General features: G+C 40.5%; 13 protein-coding genes. All 13 read right to left on the bottom strand.

Annotated features, from left to right (window positions below; translation table 11 throughout):
* Nucleotides 1–63 precede the first annotated feature (63 nt).
* Nucleotides 64–1,236 carry a glycosyltransferase gene (locus AC4QZR_RS07600; RefSeq protein WP_494480358.1) on the bottom strand — a complete coding sequence of 391 codons (1,173 nt, stop codon included), beginning with the start codon at nucleotides 1,234–1,236 and terminating at the stop codon, nucleotides 64–66.
* Nucleotides 1,237–1,277: 41 nt separating this feature from the next.
* Nucleotides 1,278–2,027 carry a class I SAM-dependent methyltransferase gene (locus AC4QZR_RS07595; RefSeq protein ID WP_494480357.1) on the bottom strand — a complete coding sequence of 250 codons (750 nt, stop codon included), beginning with the start codon at nucleotides 2,025–2,027 and terminating at the stop codon, nucleotides 1,278–1,280.
* 124 nt (nucleotides 2,028–2,151) lie between these two features.
* Nucleotides 2,152–3,321, bottom strand: coding sequence for a glycosyltransferase family 4 protein (locus AC4QZR_RS07590; protein WP_494480356.1), 1,170 nt, complete (start codon nucleotides 3,319–3,321; stop codon nucleotides 2,152–2,154).
* 67 nt (nucleotides 3,322–3,388) lie between these two features.
* On the bottom strand, nucleotides 3,389–4,645 hold the full coding sequence (locus AC4QZR_RS07585; protein WP_494480355.1) for an O-antigen ligase family protein: 1,257 nt from the start codon (nucleotides 4,643–4,645) through the stop codon (nucleotides 3,389–3,391).
* 54 nt (nucleotides 4,646–4,699) lie between these two features.
* A complete protein-coding gene (locus tag AC4QZR_RS07580; RefSeq protein WP_494480354.1) occupies nucleotides 4,700–5,665 on the bottom strand; it encodes a glycosyltransferase family 2 protein in 966 nt (321 codons plus the stop codon).
* Nucleotides 5,652–6,434 carry a hypothetical protein gene (locus AC4QZR_RS07575; protein WP_494480353.1) on the bottom strand — a complete coding sequence of 261 codons (783 nt, stop codon included), beginning with the start codon at nucleotides 6,432–6,434 and terminating at the stop codon, nucleotides 5,652–5,654. Before AC4QZR_RS07575 ends, AC4QZR_RS07580 begins: the two co-directional genes overlap by 14 nt.
* Before the next feature lie 5 nt (nucleotides 6,435–6,439).
* Entirely contained in the window at nucleotides 6,440–7,879 is a 1,440-nt protein-coding gene (locus AC4QZR_RS07570; protein WP_494480352.1) for a lipopolysaccharide biosynthesis protein, read from the bottom strand.
* A gap of 5 nt (nucleotides 7,880–7,884) precedes the next feature.
* Nucleotides 7,885–9,126 (bottom strand): nucleoside/nucleotide kinase family protein, encoded by a 1,242-nt coding sequence (locus AC4QZR_RS07565; RefSeq protein WP_494480351.1) that lies wholly within the window; start codon nucleotides 9,124–9,126, stop codon nucleotides 7,885–7,887.
* A 108-nt stretch (nucleotides 9,127–9,234) separates the two neighbouring features.
* Nucleotides 9,235–10,305: an NAD-dependent epimerase gene (locus tag AC4QZR_RS07560; protein WP_494480350.1), complete on the bottom strand. Its 1,071-nt coding sequence runs from the start codon at nucleotides 10,303–10,305 to the stop codon at nucleotides 9,235–9,237.
* 36 nt (nucleotides 10,306–10,341) lie between these two features.
* Entirely contained in the window at nucleotides 10,342–10,842 is a 501-nt protein-coding gene (locus AC4QZR_RS07555) for a UpxY family transcription antiterminator (RefSeq protein WP_494480349.1), read from the bottom strand.
* 196 nt (nucleotides 10,843–11,038) lie between these two features.
* Nucleotides 11,039–13,360 carry a GumC family protein gene (locus tag AC4QZR_RS07550; RefSeq protein WP_494480348.1) on the bottom strand — a complete coding sequence of 774 codons (2,322 nt, stop codon included), beginning with the start codon at nucleotides 13,358–13,360 and terminating at the stop codon, nucleotides 11,039–11,041.
* 12 nt (nucleotides 13,361–13,372) lie between these two features.
* Nucleotides 13,373–14,161 (bottom strand): polysaccharide biosynthesis/export family protein, encoded by a 789-nt coding sequence (locus AC4QZR_RS07545; protein WP_494480347.1) that lies wholly within the window; start codon nucleotides 14,159–14,161, stop codon nucleotides 13,373–13,375.
* Nucleotides 14,162–15,111: 950 nt separating this feature from the next.
* A complete protein-coding gene (locus tag AC4QZR_RS07540) occupies nucleotides 15,112–16,662 on the bottom strand; it encodes an N-acyl-D-amino-acid deacylase family protein (protein ID WP_494480346.1) in 1,551 nt (516 codons plus the stop codon).
* Nucleotides 16,663–16,828 lie beyond the last annotated feature (166 nt).

Below are 16,828 nucleotides of genomic sequence, written 5' to 3'. Positions count from 1 at the left end.
GGGCTAGTAAAGCCAAGGGGAATATTTCAAATGGAAATTGATAAAGTAGTTGGAGCACTGTCCTTATGTTATCCAGTTCAATTTTTTCAGCTTTAAGTAGCTATTATCTTCAATGCGGTAATCATTGAATAATTGGAGAGAATTAACTGAAAACCTTTCTCTCGCATTTCTGTCATTGTACAATGAAGAGATGGCTTCTACAAGTGCGATAACATTCTTTTCAGGAATCAGAAAACCGTTGAAATTGTTGATGCAAATTTCTGGAATCCCCGAAATGTTTGTAGAAATGATCGGTAAGCCGTACGATAGCGCCTCCATAAGGACCACGGGTATACCATCCTGATCATTAGGAAGAGTAATGGCGGGCAGTACGAGAGCATCGATAGAAGAGAAAAAAATGCTTTTTTCTTCGAGATTCAGGCTGCCAATGTAGGTGATTGCATCATGGAGATTATTTGCTGCAATAAACTTTTCTATTTCTTTTCTCAGCGGTCCGTCTCCTGCAAGAACCAGTTTAATGTTTTTGTTCCTACTGTAGATGATCTTCATTGCTTCTAGCAAGAACCTAATTCCCTTCTTTTCTACGAACCAGCTTATGAAACCCAGGTGGTATATTTTGGAAGGAGGCTTTTTGGTTTTATTAGAATAATTTGAGAAAGCACCGAGCCTGGCGATCTCTAACTTGGCCGCGTCTATTTTCTTATACCTGGTCAGCACATAATCAATATTGTAACGGGAGATGGTAAAACATTTCTCTGAGTTGTTAACCAATTTTACAAACCACCGGTTATTAAAAAATATATCGTATGCATGAAAGGTAAAGAAGTATCTTACCTGGCCTCGGGAATAATACTGGCTTAGAAGCAGCCCTATAAGTGCTGGTTGCGTTGCAAATTGGGCATGTATACTAACTGGTTTTTGAAAATACTTATCGTCTATTTTCAAAAACCACCAGATACTTTTAAGGCCTACAATAAAGCTATACCTTGATAAGAACCCTGGCATATTATTTATAATAAACACTAAGCTAAACAGTAACTTTTTTAGACTTACCCATCTGTTAAATGGCTCATATATGACCTCTATGCCATTATCTTTTAGTTGCTTTATCCTCTTGTCATAATAGGCACTGGGTTTTCTGAGCAATATCACAGAAAAGTGAATATGCCGTGAGAAGACAACAAGTTCATCTATCATCCAAATACTTGGATTCTTTATCAGGTAGATGCGATCCACATCGAGAGCAGTTTAATTTTTTGAAAGGACAGGTGAGCCCGTTACTTGCTGAAAAATAATACCCGGGTGCGAAGTGTGCTGTAAAGCATTGGGAGGAAAGGCGCTATCTTTGATAGTTTATACAACATGGGCGCTCGCTGGATATATTTGATGAAAATGTCTTCGCAGAATCTGATGGTGCCAAAGTATTTTGCGCAATGACTTGTAATTTCAGATTTTGACAAATAGATCGTCTGATTGTTCAGGTATTCATAGTTCCGATCTGCTGTTTCCTTTGCCGATAAGCCCCGCTGTTCTTTGGTTCTCATACCTAGTAGAGCCCATAATTTTAGCCAGTAGTAGTTTTGTATCACTGAGGCGAAAGGGATATGAACGTGTGGCTCAATCAAAACATACCTGGAAGGGAAAAAATGGAGGCTGACGCCTCCCGGCTTTAGAACCCGATGCACCTCCTGGAGGGTAGTAGGGTAGTCCCTTACGTGCTCAAATACCTGATCACTTATCACAAAGTCAACACTACTATCATCAAAAGGAAGGGTGTAGCTACTGCTATCAATTTGCCTAATGATACCTAGTTTCTGCATCTCAGATACGTAGGGCCCGTCTTTAAAACTGAAATCACATCCATAAGCCTGATAACCTTGGCTTCTATATTCCTTGACAATATTTCCGTTTCCGCAACCCAGGTCAAGGACTACAGATTGTTGATCCAGTGTATACCCCAGATCTCTGATTATACCTAATTGAGTTTGCATCCTCCTGGTATAATAGTTTTGGTCTTTTACTTTCATAAAATTTGGATGAATAATGTTATGTTGGAATAATACAGCAACAGAAGTAGACGCGATCTATCGTTTTAACTGTATCGCGCTTAAGTTATATGAGATAAGTGTTTATCAGAGAAATACTAATTCTTCAGCTTATTTGAGGTAGTATGGGGTAAGCGGCATCGACCATAGGCTCTACTATGGCCTTCTGGTATAGTTGTTCAAAGTTTTCCCCCATACTGTTAAGGGAAAAAGCATCATTAATGATTTTAAGGCTTGCTTCCCCAAAACTCCGACGCGTTGGCTCTTCATCGATTAACGCAACAACCAAGTCAGCAATCATTTCCGCAGTCTCATCTTGAATGAGGTAGCCATTTATATTATGTTGTAGTATTTCGCATGTACCTCCGGCATCATTAGCGATAACAGGTTTAGCAAGTGCCATGTATTCCATAATAGAATTCGAAATGCCCTCTCCATGGACTGACTTGTTGGAGAATAGCAGGCCGATGTCGCACGCATTCACTAAAGCCTCCACGTCATCTATTCTTCCAGGGAATAAGATTCTGGGATTGTTGTTGTTTAATTCTAAAAGCTCTTTGAATTTAAGCTCATTATGACATGCACCCACACCAATAAACGTGATGTCATTCCTTAGGTAAGTCACTCTTTTCGCAACCTGGAAAAACATGTCATAATCTTTATTCGGAGAAAATGAGGCAGACATTATTATAGTATATGGAGTGGTAATACCATATTTGGACTTTACATCTTTTACACTGGGTAAATTCATAAATCGCTCCATATTGATGCCATTATAAATGACGCGGCACTTTTGAGAGGGTGGAGCATAAGATTCAATCCCCGCCTTGGAATTTGAGAGAATGAATTTGGAAAAACAAAAGTTGATTTGATCAATCACCCGAAGCAAACCTTTGTGTTCTGACTTTGGAGGAGCAGCTGTTATCTGGCTGTTAACTAAAGGTATACCAAGTCCAATTATGGCAGGGAGAGAATAAAAGGTTTGTATACGGCCCCAGGTATGGACCAGGTGCGGGTTAAAACTTTGACAAATTTTATAAAACTGGTAGAACACTGAGATGTCATTTTTTTTCCACCTTTTCTTTATGACTATGTAGGGAATACCTAATTCATAAAAACTGGGATAATGCACTATGTCCCTTGTAACAGCAACCATTAACTCATAATTACCTCTGTCCTTCAGATAGCTAAGCAACTCGATTAGCCTCCTTTCTTTACCTCCTGAGCGCAAACTTCCAATCAATACGAGTACACGGATTTTGTGCTTTTCAGACATAATAAAGTAATATGGTAATGTATAAACTGCGATGAACTCTTGGACTTATCTGCCTTAGATTACTTTGTTAGGCGAGTACTGAAGTAGCTCTTTCTGCAACATTTGCTTCTACCTGAGTCTGTTCTTCTTTGGCCAGACAAAGGTTAGAAACAAGGAACAAAAGTAGCATAGCCTCTACCTGGGTATACCGCCCGGTTATCGTAAAGAGGACAAATACAATAAAACAATACAAGACTCTAAGATAGTCCGCTTTGGTTCTGCTGGCTTTCAAGGCTTTGGAGAATGAAGTAAACAACATCAGTATGTAGAGAGCGACACCTACTAGGCCGCTGGAGTGGGCAATGCTAGTTAAGTCTGCATGAAGCGTTCTATCATCATATATCCCCCTTCCATAGTTGCCAGCACTATTGAACAACTGGTATCCAAACCAGGGACTATAGTCCTTCAAGACAAACATATCCTGGTACAGAATATCGTATTCGAAAAAACGCTTCTCTTCTTCCAGAGCTCTATCTTCAAGGTTCCTTAACTCATACCTTTCCTGAAAAACAGAGGCAAATTCAGTATTTAAATAAACAGCAGCACCTAAAAATGAGAAGAGCACCACAGAAAGAGCAACCTTCCTTATTGTATGCTGATTCAGTGTAGCAAGTATAGCGAAGGGAATACCCAATATGCTGACGAGCATGGCTGACCGTCGTAGTGTCAGCATCATAAGAGCCATTGTGATTACATATATGACTACTAGATAAAGATTATATTTTTTTAGAATACTAAAAAGGACAACAAATAGTGCAATCCCCATGACATTGAAGTCTGTAGCAGTTAGATTACCATATAGAACACCCTTGCTTATTCCATACATGGATTCTGAATACTTTGTAAGCGAAGCAAATATCACATTGGCTATGAATATGACCAGAATAAGAATAGCTGCATTTGTCAATTCGTTTACAATGGTGCTACGAGTATGTTCTTTGTAGATGCAGTTGATGAGAGGGAGGGATATAAAAAAAAGAAGTACGGCATATACCAGCCCTAGCTTGATGGTTGAGCTAGCCTGAAAAAGCAGAATGATAAAGTAAAGGAAAATGATCACCGAAAAAATATTTTCATTTAAGAGGGAATACTTTTTCTTAAGAATGTATAAAATAAGCATCGTAACAAATCCATAAAAAACGTTTACAGGCAACACTGGTGTAACAGCTGAGAAGGCAAAGAAAATGACTGGCAAGTATAAAAACGCCAATTCCTTTTTCTTTCTGAAGATGTAGAGACCATAAACGTAAATGAAGATCTCTAGTAGCAGAAAAAAATAATTCATACTTCTAGAAATTTATAGTATTTGACCATTAATGGAGATCTTTATTGTTTGGACTTACCAAAGCTGCAGGAGATTGGCTCGCGTATCTGAGCTGAGTTTATAAACCATATGTTTAAACTTTCTGTACTTTGGTATGATTAGTCTCAGTAAAGAGATACTGACATAGGGGAGCCGGTTTAAAAGGTAAAGGTCCCACCACAGCCTTTTTGATAGAACTGTAAAACGAGTTAGTTTTTCAATTTCTATACTTTGCTGCTGATTAGGGTGATAGGCGTATCTTATACCAGCATATAAAGCTTTTCTAGCGATGTATTCGTTCCTATAAAAGGAGCCATTTGCTTCATCATAAAGATCAAACCATGACTCTTTGCAAGTGTCCATTTTCCCCAATCTAGATATATAGGAAGAGTATAACTCGTTATACAGTACGAGTACTTTAGGTGTATACGCTATATTGTATTTTAATGCAATACTTGACCAAGTGTAATCGTCTTCGCCTCCTACCATTCCTATGGGGAACCCCCCCACTTCATCAAATACCTCTTTAGGAACTACAACTGCTGAGGAGCACGGTATTAAGTATTTAAACTTTATCTCAAAGAAATTTTCTATAATACCCTCAGGAATCATGTACCCATTAAGAATGACTTTATGTTTTTTAAGTTTTTTGAAGGCAGAAGCATAGAGTCCACAGCTAGGGTACTTTTCTATGATATAGCTCATCTCTTGCAAAAAACCTGGCTCCCATTTATCATCTGCATCAAGCAAGGCAATAAATTTGCCTTGTGATTTTGATATGCCATAGTTCCGCGCTTCAGAGACGCCCCCATTCTTTTTCGTGTAAATAGAGAGCCTGGGGTCGCTAAATGAGTTTACTACACTCAAGCTTTCATCAGTAGAACCATCATCAACTACAATTATTTCGAAGTTGTGCATATTTTGGTTCAAGACGGAAGAGAGTGTCTCAGATATGTACTTCTCCTTATTATACAAGGGTATTATAACGCTAAATAATGGCATTTGTAGTCAGGGTTTTAAAAATATGGTTTAAAACAAAGTTATATTTGGTGATCTCCAGGTCAGGGACCTGCTTTAAGTGCTTCCACTGAGCAGTCGCTCCAGAGATTCTGCTTAACGCATATGCCAGTCGTAGATAGTTTGGGTGTAGTGTAAGCCGAAGCCCCAGGTCACGCAAGTAATCATGCTCCTCTACGATTGTCTGCGTCCAGCTTGTCTTTGCTTTTTCTGCATATTGGTAGTTGTAGAAATGTATATAATCAGTCACAAAGCTTCCTTTACTGGAAAACATACTCCAATCGATAATTTTTATTTCACGGCCAACACGTATTATATTACCGAGGTGCAAATCACCGTGTGCACTGGTAACTGGAAGAGAGAAGGTGCTAAGTATAGTCTCTGCCTGATCTAAGAGCCCCCGGTTTAAGCCATAATTTTCTAGCTTTTTGAGGTACTTGAAATCATATGCCTCGTTAGCCTGAGTATTAGGATAAGTTAGGGTATGTTCTAGTTTTGCTTCTAACAAACTTGCTACCACTCCATTATCACATGGAGTTATAGAAGTGCCCCTCACCATTTCTAAACAAAAAGGCTTTGGTGTTACTTCAATAACATGGCCCAGCCAAAATTCATTTTGGAGGGCACTTCGGTTGCCTCTAAGTTCGACTTTTCTAAAAGAGCTGCCTGCATGCATAAAAATCTTATAGGTCCTTTGCCCAAAATGAAAGACGAAAGAATGTAAGTGGGGCAAGCTGTACTTTAGTTTTAACATAGAATTTATACCTTCTGTATCAGCTTGAGCCCATGCTTCAGATGATTGATAAAAAACAACAAGTAAGCAATGCAGCCTGCTCCTCCTCCAACAATCAAAGTGAATAATAAAGAGAGGTCTAGCCATGTGATAGCATATATAACGCCAAGCATGGAGAGAGCAGCTAAAACTGGCCTCCTTAAAGCTATTAGAACCTCTCTATCAGTTATGTAAATGTATTTCTTCATGTAATAATGGAAAGTTAGACGGGATGTAGTGTAATGAACACAGACGGCATAGGCCACGCCTTCTAAACCAAAATGCTTCAATCCCAAGTACATAAGCGGTAGCGCTACAAAAAAGGTGTTTAAGACGTTTAAATAAAAACTAATAGAAGGCTTGCCTATGCCCTTGAGGACCTCTGCCGGCGTACCAGATATTGCAAAAATCATGGAAGCTACAGAAAGGATGCGCAGTGGGGCTGCAGCCTCTACCCACTTATTGCCAAACAGAAGCAGAATAATTTCCTCAGCTAAACCAATAAGTAGAATGGAAACAGGAAAAGTTACTGTTGCTGTAAGTGTCATTACTTTGAGGTAATAGTGTTTTATCTGCTCTCTATTGTCTTGTATTTTACTGTATACTGGGAAAAAAACCTTATTGAATACAGAATACAACTGACCTCTAAGTGTTTCCGATAGCGTGAAGGCCAAAGTGTACACCCCTAACATGTGGGCACTTAATAACTTACCTACAATCAAAAAGTCTACGTGATTTCTAAAGAAGTATAAAATGGCATTGATCTGTGTATAAGTGCTATAGCCAGCCAGATCGGTCAGCGTACTTCCATTAAATATGAACTTGGGCCTCCAACCAACACTCATCCAGTAAGATATGAAAATTATACTGGAACCCAGAAGTGATTTAGCTACTAAACTCCATACACCAAAACCTATAGAAGCCAGAATAATGGAAATAACTGAGCTGACAGCCGTGCCTGTGATGGTTATTCTTACCAAGTTTTTAAAATCCAACCTCTTCGTCAGGATAACTCTTGGAATGATTGATAGAATGTTGAAGAATAAATGGAAACTTAAAGCATTTAATATAGGTATCAACTGAGGCTCGTTGTAAAAAGAAGCCCCTAGTGGAGAGAGGAATAGAAAGAAGCAAACAACAAAGGTGGCAGCTAAGAAAAGCAAAAACCAGAAAGCGCTGGAATAGCGAACAATGGTTAACTCGTCTTCTTTTTTCTGTACGAGCGCGTTAAACAGGCCCATGTCTGAGACGACCTGCAGGAAACCAATGATCACCATCGCCATCCCCACTATGCCATAGGCATCAGGTAAAAGTAGTCGAGCTAAAATGAGCTTTACCAGGAAGTCAGTGCTGCGTGTCGCAAATACGCTAAGAGTATTCCATTTTAGACCAGAGTATATACTTGCCTTGATTTTTGTAGCAGACATAATCCTTAGTTGGCACTACAAGGGGCTGTAGTAAGCAGAGTTTTATATAATTTAGGATGCTTGAAGATTTCGGAGATAACTAAATCTCGGGCTTCATTCACGGATATTTTTGATGTATCTATACTCTTATAGTTTCCACCGGAAATAACTTCAGCCACTTCCCTAAACTTGCTTATATCCTGCCTACTACGTTCAAGAGTTGTTTCATTTGGTTTTCTTTCCACCAGTACTTCAGGATCTGCATAAAGGAAAAAAACGATATCAGGTGTAGGCAGAATTGATTTGTACAAAAGGGCGCGTCCAGGTTTCTTGTCCAGAAAAACAAAGCCTGGGAACCGGTCAATGAGAGTGACATTGTATTTTGATTTCCTCACGATAGGCGCAATCCTCAGAGAAAACTCTAGTGGGAGCACCGCAAATGTTTTGATGAGATTATAAATTCTATTCAGAGGCATAGCGTTAAATTTATAATCGTATATCTTTTTCATGGTAGGTGAAGTCCAGTTACTATCACCTGCGCCAAGGTATAGTCTATTGTTCTTCAGGTTAAGGCTGCTTCCTACAGCTTCTACCAAAGTCGTTTTCCCTGACCCATCAGTGCCTAGAAATAATACATTCAAGCCATACCCGTATTTGATACCCTTATGTCTGGTCATAGGCTTCTTATCCAGCCTGAAGAATGGGCTTAGTATCTGCTGAAGCTTATTTGTATTTTCCGGAAAGGAATACAGGAGCCAATCCCGGATTTGCGCCACGACCTCTAGTGAGGAAGCACCAATCTCTTTTAGATATAAGTCGATGTACTGGGAGAGGTAATGTTTATGCTTTTCTTCTAATTTTCCTCTTTCCTTAAAGGCTAGGTGAGCGGCATATAAGGCTATTGCATTGAAACCTACTGGTCTGCAAACTCCCTTGCTGTTTATGTGGACTTCTATATCATGGGTGTCAAATCCTAGAAATAGAAGGCATGTATCCTTGCCATTAGCAAACGTAGGAGCATACTTGACATCCAGGTATGTAGCTGATCTCGGGGAAATGTAAAAATGATGGTTCACATGATGGGCCAGCTCTTTTCTTCGGTACCACCCCATATCAAAAAGTGCTTTCTCAAACTGATGGCGGCTGGCTGGATGAACAAACAGATCGATGTCTTTTGAACTACAATCACTTTCAAAATCAGTGAGTAAAGCATACTTAATGCAGCTATCGTTCAGGAAGCTAAAAAGTTGAGATAAAACTGCATCCATAGATTATAAATTAATAGGTAATATCTTGATAATATGCAGCTGCTTAGTTAAGACGCCTATCACAGGAAAGCACTCTAAGCGAGCTGAATCAGTATAACCATAGCTTAATTATGCTGTGACAGGTATCTTAGCGAAGGTATATTGCTTATACCAATCTGTAAACTTTTTCAGTCCAATCTGAATAGGGGTGTCTGGTCTATAATTGAAATTCTCAATCAGATCGTCTACGTTTGCCCAGGTAGCAGTCACATCACCTGCTTGCATTCCTTTAAATTCTAAATGGGCCTTTTTACCCATACACTTTTCAATAACTCGGATAAAAGTCATAAGTTTGACGGGTTTATTGTTTCCTATATTATAGATGCAATAAGGGGCGGTCGACCTGGACGGGTCCGGTCTTTCAGGGTCCCATCCTGCACATGGCTGCGCAGGTTTATCGATCACATTCACTATACCTGTAACGATATCATCAATATAGGTGAAGTCTCTCTTCATCTTGCCGTGGTTGAAAACCTCAATGGGTTTATCTTGCAGGATATACTCCGCAAACTGGAAGTATGCCATATCTGGTCTGCCCCAGGGACCGTAAACCGTAAAAAACCGAAGACCTGATGTGGGGATTCTGTATAAGTGACTATAAGTATGGGCCATTAGCTCATTGGCCTTTTTGCTGGCTGCATAAAGAGAAACAGGATGGTCTGCAGCATGCTTAACAGAAAAGGGCATAACTTCATTCAAGCCATATACGCTCGATGAGCTAGCATAGACAAGGTGTTTTATGTTAAAATACCTGCTAGCCTCAAGGACATTTAAGAAGCTGATGAGATTAGAATGAGCATAGGCATCTGGGTTAGTGATTGAGTATCGAACACCTGCCTGCGCAGCTAAGTGCACGATCACATCGAAGCTTTCCTTTGCGCACAGATCAAGCAGTTCTTGCTTATTTTCAAGATCCATCCTCATGAATCTATACTTAGGGAAAGTCGTGCTTTTTACCTCTTGGCACCAGTCGATATCATCCTCATCTATTCCACTCTCAGCAAGTCTTGCGTATTTTAATTTGGGGTCGTAGTAGTCATTGATATTATCTACTCCGAATACCTCATCACCTCTCATAAGCAATTGCTTTGCTAAGAAGTAGCCAATAAAGCCTGCAGTCCCTGTTACTAATGCTTTCATACAAAATATTGTCAAAGAGGTGATAACTAAATTGGCTCACTTTTGTGACACCCTTGCCACACTAGACTTTCCTATCTCAGCGTACAGGATATACCCGAGAGACGGGAGTGCGACCTTAATCAGATTGTTTTTGATTGCGACAATGGTACCTTCTTTGTCTATAAGGGAACCTCTGGTAATCCTGACCGTGTCATGCAAGGAGATTCTGGCTTTTTCAAGTTGCACGTTGGTGTACTCATTCAAGAATTGTTTGATAGTGGTAATCTCCTCGTCTTTTATAACTGCGGGTTTATCCAACCAGTGAACAATGCTAAGAACACCGTCTATTTTCCTTAACTCACTGAGCTGTTTTTCTATGACGCGTACAAAAACATAAGATGAGAATAATGGAACATACACAGTCTTTTTTCGATCGCTCCATTGCTGTATCACTCTATTTAATGGACAGTAATTCTCAATACCTCGCTGAGTTAACACGGCTTTTACCTTTTTTTCCCACCGCGGTTTTGTGTATATGGCATACCATTTCTCATTCATTACGCTCAGCTTTTGTTTAAAATACTAGTTTTGATTTATGGCTTCGCCATCCTCAGTCACATGGTGTAACCGGGCAAAATATATAATGGAGGTCATTGACAGTCAATATGAGAGTTGACTGTTAATATTGTAGGTAGCCTGAGGCTAATGAAATCGATTTACTTGAGTATCAGAGAGATTGAGGCAGGACCTACTCTTATGCTTGGTTTGCTTTGACTCTTGTTCTATAGGTCTTATCACTGTACCTATTTTCATAGCCATAACCGTAACCATAGCCATATTGCCCTTTTACAAACCCTCTTGGCTTTACACCATTAAATACTATTGCTACATTCTGCAAAGTTTTGAGCTTTCTGTTTTGAGATAGGCGCTGTATCAGGTTTTTAGGCGTATAGGCATGCCTGATGACAAGCAATGTTATATCGCAGTACTCAGAAAGCAAGAATGCGTCAGAAACCAGATCAACAGGCGGAGTATCTACTATGAGGTAGTCAAAGGCCTCTTCCAGGTAAGCGAATAGAACCTCAATCTTCCCGTTAAGCAGTAATTCTGTATGATCGCCTAGATCGATTCCTGCGGGCACGACACTTAAATTTTTGAAAGGAGTATCCTTAATGATTCTATCCGGCTGCAGGTCCCCGGATAAATATTCAATTATTCCTTCTGTTTTATAGTTGCTGAATAAAGCGGAAGTGTTTGGGTTTCTTAGGTCGAAGTCTAGCAATGCAACATTTTTTCCTGATGAGGATAAGCTATACGCGAGGTTAGTGCTTACATAGCTTTTGCCTTCACCTGGAATACTGGATGTTATCAGGATCTTTTTCTTTGTGAAAATTCTTCCATATAAACCCATAGTCACCCTAAGTTGCCTGAATTGCTCTATTTCTGAAACGTCTGAGGGCTCTGTGAAAACACCATGCTGCTGATTGTGTACACTCGATAACTCCGCTACGATCGGGGCATTCGTATAACTCTCAATTTCAGACCTGAAAAGTACCTTGCTATTAAGTACTTCTTTGATTACTACCAAAGCTCCGCCCGCTCCAATAGCAAGTAAGATTGCCGATATGTAGGCATATAGGGGTTTAGGGCTTATGGGCGCTCGTGACGACTCGGCCAAATCAACAATCCGCATGTCTTCTGCTGTAGGGGCATTAGAAAGAACCGTCTCTTCTCGCTTCTGAAGCAGGAACCGATAGGCTTCATTTTTAATAGCTTGCTGTCGGCTGATCTCTAGCAATTCTCTCTCCTTATGAGGAATAGCTTGCAGCATTGAATTGTATGAGCTGTTGGTAGAAACTAAATTTGCGCGACTTGCTTGCAGATTTACCCGCTGGTTGCGAATATTTTCCAGTATACTGGGTCTGATGCTCTCTATTTCCTGTTTGAGAGATATAAGCATCGGGTTGTTTTCAGCTGTGGTCTGTCTGAGCTGACCATACTGTATTTCTGCATTATACAATTTCTGGAGCAACTGGGAGAGTACCGGGTCATTGATGCCTAATGTAGATGGCACAATGCCTGCTGTTTTCTCTTTAGCCACTACATAATTCTCAACTTTGCTAAGCACAGCGAGCTGTAGGTTGAGCTCAGAAATCTTCCTGTCATTATCACCCACGTTTTGCAAAAAGAGCCGACCCTGTTCACTTAAATTGATAGCTCCCTGCGTAGATCTGTAGTTCACTATTTTGTTTTCAAGTTCCTGCAGTTCCTTTTCTATTAATTGGATGCGCTTCTCCACAAACTCGAGTGTCTGAGCTGCAAGTTTATTTTTATCAACTATCGCGGTTTGTTGGTAGGCTTGTACTAATGCATTCAATATTTCTTCGCCGCGTAGGGGCACCTGATCCTCGATATATAAATTGATTACGCTGGATAATTTGCCGGGAGTCTCAATACTGACAGTATTTACAAGCTGGCTGGCGGCTCTACGAGTATTTGTAATAGAAAAGAAAAGAGGTGAATCTGTACTTCCAGCTCTCTTTTGATTCTCTGTAAATAACATCACTCCATAAGGAGTCTGTACCCATTCATCCAGCGGATAGTCATTGGCATCTATTGTTACCTTTCTGTTAGTATCGTCGAATGTAAAATAAATGGCTTCATACTCAGCCGCATTCTCGGGCGACTCGAGTTTGATACTAATCGGGGATAATGTGTAAGCAGGAATTGATTTGAATTTGTCCTCTGCGTATACGTTTATATAGAGACCGAGTTGATTTACTACTTGCTTCATCAGAGTATGAGATCGAAGTACATTCATCTCGTTTTCAACAATTTTATTGGAGGTAAATGCATCTATAGACTCTGCCATCTTAGAATCGTTAACTCCTTTTTTCTCATCCTTTACTATTACAGAGGCTGATATTGCATATGATGGTATAGTAAAATAACGGAGGTAGCTCCAGGCACCGAGCAAGCCGACAGCGAGGAGTATCACAAATAGAGGCCAGAAAGGTAAAAACTTGAAAACAAGTGCTGCGACCATGTTGTCCTCAATGTTCGATTTATTTTCCATACGCATACTGTGTTATCTTGAAAGACGGTCTATACTCACTACAACCAAGGTCAAAGAGCTAAGGACGAGTGGCAGCCATTGCCTTGTTGCCCCTGCAGAGGCAATTTTTGTTTTGTTTGGCTCAACATAGATTATATCATTAGATTTTAAGTAATAGTAAGGAGAGGTGAATAATTCATCTGTGGTCAGGTCGATCCGGACAAGCTTTTTGACCCCACCTTCCTCCCTGATTAAAAGGATATTATGCCGGCTGGCATAGATAGTGAGGTCCCCAGCCAGACCCAAGGCCTCCAGCAGCGTTAGTTTCTCGTTCGGAACGGTTAAAACAGAGGGACGGGCCACCTCGCCAAGAACTGATACTTTGTAGTTAAGGTATCGTACATCAACAATGGGATCCAGAAGAAGCTTTCTCTTTTCAATCTCATCTTTTATTCCCTGCTGGAACGCTCTTTTTGTCATCCCTGCAGCTTTTACTCGTCCCAAAAAGGGGAATTGAACGTATCCATCGGGATCAACTAAATAACCAGGAGATTGTGAGAAAGTATTAGACGCGTTGGTAGCTCTGTAGTCTTTGGGGTTTGAGACATTAAAAACTTCAGAGGCAACTGGATTCAAGCTACTAACTGTAATATTTAAAAGATCGTTAGGCTGTATGATCGGTTCTAGCTGTTCAATTCTGTTACGAAACTCTGTATTTTTTATGTTGTTAAAATAAATAGCTTGATTAGTATTTACACAAGCTGTGAGAAAAGTACACACTAGAATGATAAAAACGAAAGTTTTTACTTTTAAGGGCATCATACAATCGGGTGTAAAGGTTCAGTATTATATAAACTAATCAAAGTAATTTAAGACTTTATTTATCTAAAATTAAAATAACAAAATTAAATAGCAGACAATTGCAATATTAATACAATACGATTGAGTTTATTCCTATGTTACTATTCTTATCTTATTGCAGATGATTAATAAAACAAATTGGGTGAATGTATCATTTTTAAGGGTGAATGTTAATTTTTGAATGCTTTGGCGAAACTGTCCTCTTGCTACCATTCTTAGAGGCAATGCCTATTCTGTATATATTTGTTGTATACGGATTGTGCAAATTATAACTAATAAAATTTTATTTTTATTAGTTATAACAGGGTGGATAGAATAGCTTATAATTCTGAGTCATATTCCAGGGAAAACACTAATCTGTCTTGTAAATGTAAATAAATTAGGAAGAGTAATGATATGAGGGTCAAGTTTAGTCTGAGGGGCGGGCTTAGAAAGAGGATTAGGTTAGTTCAGTAACTTTATCTTGTAAACTAAAGTCACCATGTAAAAGCCAAAAAATATTAATGTGTATCCCCGCAATCATAATATTTCGTTTACTCAATTTATTGTTCCGAATTGAATAATGTATTATGTGACCTGCTTATTAGTCTAGGGATTTATGATCCGCGACTGTGAGCAGTTGTATGGGAATATATAGGGAGGTAGGTATTATATGTCTTTTCGAATAAACTTTGCTTGAAAGTATTGGAAAGTGGTGCAGAATGCATGGGCTGACAGAAATTTCCTATACCGTAGATGTGACAATCAGTTCATGTACTCTTTTCAAAGCCAGCCCGCCAATTCGGAACCATGTAGTTAATACTGCTAAACTATGACATCCCCAATTTCGAAGCTGAAACGGGTGAGGCAAGTAGATAGCGCTCAGTCGACCAGGCTGGTGTTGGCCGACATCTAGTATACTTCCGCCTCTTCTATTTTACATGCGGTCTTAGTGCCTGCCCAGCCTGCTTCGATCGTATCTGCTCTCCCTCCTCTACCACAACCCCATTCACCAACACATACTTAAACCCTGTGGCTTCCTGATGAGGATTCTCATAGGTGGCATTCTCCCGTACTTCCTCTGGTTTAAACAGTAGCAGGTCGGCTTTATACCCTTGCTTCACCAGGCCGCGGTCATGCAAACCAATCGTTTCGGCGGATAACCCCGTCATTTTATGGATAGCTTCTTCCAAGGAGAGGAGTTTCTTATGTACCACATAAGTCTCCAGTACTCGGGCAAAGGTTCCGAAGCTTCTAGGGTGGCGCATCGAAGGACTTCCATCACTGCAAATCATAATATGATGATTTTTCAGAAATGTCTCCTGCAAGGCTTCATCCATGATAAAGTATGCACCGTCGGCTCCGTAGGGACCAATATTCTCCATCAAAGCTAACTCGAATGGTTTGTTTAACTCCTCCGCTATCTGCTTGAAAGTTTTGCCCTTGTAAGGCCCGGAACCGATCAGTGTCGCTTCCGGGCCGTTGCGCAGTATGATCTTGTTACGCAGGAAGGTGGCCAGTTCCTGGCGTCGGGTCTTCAGCACCTCCTGGTAATCATGAGGCTTCTTGGCCCAGTCCGGGAAGAGGATAGCGATGCCGGTATAGCTGGCGGTATACGGGTAAAAATCTGCTGTGACTTGTATACCTTGCTGGCGGGCAGAATCCAGCAGTTGCAGGATACGATTGGCGCGAGCTTCCCCTTTGCCATACACTACTTTAATATGCGATACGTGCACCGGGCAATACTGACCCTGCTCCAGAAGCTCTCTGATCGATGCTTCAACGTCGGCATCGTCCTCGTTGCGCATGTGGCTCATGATGATGCCTCCTTTTTTTCCTACAATCTCAGCAAGTCTGTTTAACTCTTCACGACGGGCGTAGTAGCCTGGGTTATACTCCAAACCGGTAGTCAATCCGAAACAACCTGCATCGAGCGCATCTGTAAGGAGCTGTTCCATTTTCGCCATACCTTGCGCTGATGGGATGGAATCGTATGCTATACCTGAGAGCATACGGAGTGTGTTGTGGCCTGCAAACATGGCGATGTTTACCCCCAGCTTTTTACTGTTTACCTCCTGCATCCACTCTCTCAGGTCTTCATGTTCGGGGCTAAAGCCATCCTGACCCAGGCATATCGTGGTTACACCCATCGAGAGGAAGTTGGAGAAATCAGGTGTCTCGAGCGGATCGCCGTGGGCGTGTGTGTCTATAAATCCGGGTGTCAGGTATAGGCCGGAGGCGTTTATGGTGCGGTTAGCGGTATAGGTATTCGTTGTATCTGTGTCGATCATTGAAATGGAGTCACCGTTTATCAGGACATGCGCCGCAAAAGCAGCCTTGCCTGTGCCGTCTACTACCATAGCATTGCGTATCAGCAGCTCGTATCGTGTTTGATCGGTAGCTACCTGTTGGCAGGAGGCAAATGCAAGCAAAGCAATTACAAACCTGACAAACAAAGCGGCGGGGCGATACAGTTTTTCCATTCTTAAAGATAATTTATTAGCTGTAAAAAGCAATACGTTTTTAACTGCATTTGCACTATATATTCAACTGAAGAGTATAAATCATAATTTTTTTTGGTTCTGATCATAAATTTTTAAAACAATGGTTTTTGGTTGCATATGTTGCTATAATTCAAATTGTTGTAAT

The organism is Pontibacter sp. YIM B11418, from assembly GCF_059278805.1.
This window is presented reverse-complemented; position numbering and strand designations above follow the sequence as displayed.

What these genes read in the sequence shown, in the direction of transcription:
- AC4QZR_RS07595 (WP_494480357.1), bottom strand. Translation starts at nt 2,027, where the DNA reads ATGAAAGTAAAAGACCAAAACTATTATACCAGGAGGATGCAAACTCAA.
- AC4QZR_RS07590 (WP_494480356.1), bottom strand. Translation starts at nt 3,321, where the DNA reads ATGTCTGAAAAGCACAAAATCCGTGTACTCGTATTGATTGGAAGTTTG.
- AC4QZR_RS07585 (WP_494480355.1), bottom strand. Translation starts at nt 4,645, where the DNA reads ATGAATTATTTTTTTCTGCTACTAGAGATCTTCATTTACGTTTATGGT.
- AC4QZR_RS07580 (WP_494480354.1), bottom strand. Translation starts at nt 5,665, where the DNA reads ATGCCATTATTTAGCGTTATAATACCCTTGTATAATAAGGAGAAGTAC.
- AC4QZR_RS07575 (WP_494480353.1), bottom strand. Translation starts at nt 6,434, where the DNA reads ATGTTAAAACTAAAGTACAGCTTGCCCCACTTACATTCTTTCGTCTTT.
- AC4QZR_RS07570 (WP_494480352.1), bottom strand. Translation starts at nt 7,879, where the DNA reads ATGTCTGCTACAAAAATCAAGGCAAGTATATACTCTGGTCTAAAATGG.
- AC4QZR_RS07565 (WP_494480351.1), bottom strand. Translation starts at nt 9,126, where the DNA reads ATGGATGCAGTTTTATCTCAACTTTTTAGCTTCCTGAACGATAGCTGC.
- AC4QZR_RS07560 (WP_494480350.1), bottom strand. Translation starts at nt 10,305, where the DNA reads ATGAAAGCATTAGTAACAGGGACTGCAGGCTTTATTGGCTACTTCTTA.
- AC4QZR_RS07555 (WP_494480349.1), bottom strand. Translation starts at nt 10,842, where the DNA reads ATGAATGAGAAATGGTATGCCATATACACAAAACCGCGGTGGGAAAAA.
- AC4QZR_RS07550 (WP_494480348.1), bottom strand. Translation starts at nt 13,360, where the DNA reads ATGGAAAATAAATCGAACATTGAGGACAACATGGTCGCAGCACTTGTT.
- AC4QZR_RS07545 (WP_494480347.1), bottom strand. Translation starts at nt 14,161, where the DNA reads ATGATGCCCTTAAAAGTAAAAACTTTCGTTTTTATCATTCTAGTGTGT.
- AC4QZR_RS07540 (WP_494480346.1), bottom strand. Translation starts at nt 16,662, where the DNA reads ATGGAAAAACTGTATCGCCCCGCCGCTTTGTTTGTCAGGTTTGTAATT.